1 protein-coding gene is annotated in these 1,390 nt (G+C 68.8%); it reads left to right on the top strand.

Annotated features, from left to right (window positions below; genetic code table 11):
- Positions 1 to 58: 58 nt before the first annotated feature.
- Positions 59 to 1,267 (top strand): IS701 family transposase, encoded by a 1,209-nt coding sequence (locus AC07F0_RS40015; protein WP_478985260.1) that lies wholly within the window; start codon positions 59 to 61, stop codon positions 1,265 to 1,267.
- The last annotated feature ends 123 nt before the right edge of the window (positions 1,268 to 1,390 follow it).

Here is a 1,390-nt window from a genome sequence, read left to right as displayed (position 1 = left end):
CTAGTAGTGCTTTGTTAGGTGTCTTGTCGGGTTGGTGGTCTGGTGCTTCCCTGTGGATATGAGGGCGGATGAACTCTCCGCGTGTCGTGCCCGGTTGGAGGAGTTCGCCGGGGAGGTGTTCACGCCTCTGGCGCGTGCGGATCAGCGGGTCAAGGGCGGGCTGTATCTGCGCGGCCTGTTGCTGGACGGGCGCCGGAAGTCGATGCAGCCGATGGCCGGTCGCCTCGGGGTGGATCACCAGCAGCTCCAGCAGTTCATGACGACCTCGACCTGGCAGGTGGAAGCGGTCCGGGCACGGCTGGCCCGCCGGGCGGTGGCAGTGGTGCGCCCGCAGGTATGGGTGGTCGACGACACAGGCTTCCCCAAGGACGGCGTGTCCTCGCCGGCAGTTGCCCGGCAGTATTCCGGCACGCTGGGCAAGGTCGGCAACTGCCAGATCGGTGTCAGTGTCCATGCCGCCTCGGACACCGCTTCGTGTCCGCTGTCGTGGCGGCTGTTTGTGCCCCGCAGCTGGGACGGACCCGATGCGGCGGGCCGGCGGGCCCGCTGCCAGATCCCCGACAGCGAGCGCCACCGGCCCAAATGGCAGCTCGCGCTGGAGATGCTCGACGAGCTCGCTGCCCTGCGATTACGGCCCGCGGTGCTGGTCGCGGACACCGGCTACGGCGCGAACGCCGACTTCCGTCGTGCGCTGGAGGAACGGGGCCTGGCCTACGCCCTGCAGGTCAAGGGAGAGCTGACCGCGCATGTCGCATCGGCCGAGCCTTGCCAACCGCCTTACGGCGGGCTCGGGCCCAGGCCGCTGCCCCGCTACCGCGCCCGGGCGGTGAGCCTGCGCGACCACGTCCTGGCCGCCGGACCCGGCCAAGCCGTGACGGTGACCTGGCGCAAGGGCTCCAAAGCGGCCATGGCCTCCCGTTTCGTGTTCTTACGCGTCCGGCTCGCGGGGCGGCGGCCGAAGCCTGCCGCAGACGGTGTCATCGGACTCGTCCACCTGATCGCCCAGTGGCCCCAGGACGAGGCGGAGCCGGTGAAGTACTGGATCTCGAACCTGCCCGCCGACATCCCCGCCCGCGACCTGGTCCGGCTGGCGAAGGCACGTTGGCGCATCGAGCACGACTACCGGGAGCTGAAGACCACCCTCGGACTCGATCACTTCGAAGGACGCTCGTACGCCGGCTGGCACCGCCACGTCACCCTCGTCAGCGCCGCCCATCTCTTCCTGACTGAACAGCGGACCTGCCCAAAAGCCCCTGCCAGGGCCTGACCCTCTACAAGGCCCTGGACCTGCTTCAACACCTCCTGGCCACCTGGACCGGCACATGTCCCACCTGCCGACAACCCACCCCATGGCAGCCCTACGACACGACCTAACAAAGCACTACTAGGG

It is taken from the genome of Streptomyces sp. NPDC045955 (assembly GCF_056430805.1).
This window is presented reverse-complemented; position numbering and strand designations above follow the sequence as displayed.

What these genes read in the sequence shown, in the direction of transcription:
- AC07F0_RS40015 (WP_478985260.1), top strand. Translation starts at nt 59, where the DNA reads ATGAGGGCGGATGAACTCTCCGCGTGTCGTGCCCGGTTGGAGGAGTTC.